The sequence below is a fragment of the Muribaculum sp. genome (assembly GCF_029051885.1).
GTDB lineage: Bacteria > Bacteroidota > Bacteroidia > Bacteroidales > Muribaculaceae > Muribaculum.
This window is the reverse complement of sequence record NZ_JAIDKI010000003.1, coordinates 1-1,524: the sequence shown is the minus strand read 5'-3', so window position 1 is coordinate 1,524 and position 1,524 is coordinate 1. Positions and strand designations below refer to the sequence as shown.

Annotated in this window: 1 protein-coding gene; it reads right to left on the bottom strand. The window is 51.2% G+C overall.

The window, feature by feature from the left end; translation table 11 throughout:
• Positions 1-235: 235 nt before the first annotated feature.
• Positions 236-1,081, bottom strand: coding sequence for a deoxyribonuclease IV (gene nfo, locus K2I50_RS00185; protein WP_301024237.1), 846 nt, complete (start codon positions 1,079-1,081; stop codon positions 236-238).
• Between the last annotated feature and the right edge of the window lie 443 nt (positions 1,082-1,524).

Below are 1,524 nucleotides of genomic sequence, written 5' to 3'. Positions count from 1 at the left end.
CATCTGACTGTTAATCAGAGGGTCGTTGGTTCGAGTCCATCTTGAAGCGCAAGAAATCACAAGGCGATGTTCAATGAGCATCGCCTTATTTTTTTACACAATCTCGCCTGAGACACGCAACCACGGCCTGTATCCGGGCTCACCAACCCCGCCACCATCCCCCTTCCATATATGACGACAGGAGAGCTCGATGCCCTCCTGCCACTATCTGAGTAATATTCTGTCGGAACCGACACTACTGGCGTATCAGAGAATACAGCATACGTATCTCGTCCGACCAGTGCACATCGTCGGGAGTCTCAAGAATCAAAGGTATGTCATCAAGACGAGGATCATTGACAAGCATCTCGAAAAATCCGATTCCAATCATGCCGCTGCCACTCACCTCGTGACGGTCGACACGTGAACCAAGCCCCTTTTTGCTGTCATTGATATGCATCCCGCAGAGGTAGCTGCGCCCTATCACATCGTCAAACTCCTTCCACATCGCTTCGTAGCCCTCAGGAGTGGCAAGATTGTATCCTGCCGCAAAAGCATGGCAGGAATCAATACACACACCCACACGGCTCTTGTCATCCACGCCATCGATTATACGAGCTATCTGCTCGAAGCTGTGGCCGAGATTGCTACCCTGGCCCGCGGTATTCTCGATTACGGCCTTTACGCCCGACGTCTGCTCCAAGGCAATGTTAAGCGACTCCGCGATACGGTCGAGACACTCCTCAACCCCTATCTGGTTGAGATGACTCCCCGGATGGAAATTAAGCATAGTCAGCCCCAGCTGCCCGCACCTCTGCAACTCGTCAATAAACGCGTTGCGCGACACCGCGAGTTTATCTATATCCGGACTTCCAAGATTAATCAGAAAACTATCGTGAGGAAGTATATGCTCCGGAGCATATCCAAACTCTACACAGCGCATCCTGAACTTCTCGGCCTCTGCGTCGGATATAGGGGCCGACTTCCATCGCGACGGATTACGGGTAAAAAGAGAAAACGCCTTGGCCCCTATGGCATGGGCATTGACCGGCGCGCTGCTTACACCCTTGTCTACCGCAACATGTGCTCCAATATATTTCATAATGCTATTTATTCGGATTAGTAAGATTAATGATATTACAACAAAGATACAACAACCGTTCCCTCACTCCCAAATTTAGCAAGCCCAAAATCAATCACCCCTATAGCCGACAACACCTACAGCCACAAAATCCCGACAAATGTCAGCCACAGGCGTAGAGGGCGCCCCACATTGAGGGAACACAATGCGTACAGGTGGGGAGAAGCGATTGAGATTCGTGGGTAGACCTCACCGGGGGAACACAGTGCTGAGATGGAATGGAGGGGCGTAGTGGAGGCCGGGAGTAGACCTCACTGGGTAAAAACTGCACTGAGAGGCAAGAGGGAATGCATGGGAGCAGGATTGGAAGAGAGAGCAGGGGCAGGGATATATAAAAAAAGACAGAGCCCGATGATTATGTATCATCAGGCTCTGTCGTTGAAGGGGGCGGTTACCTACTCTCC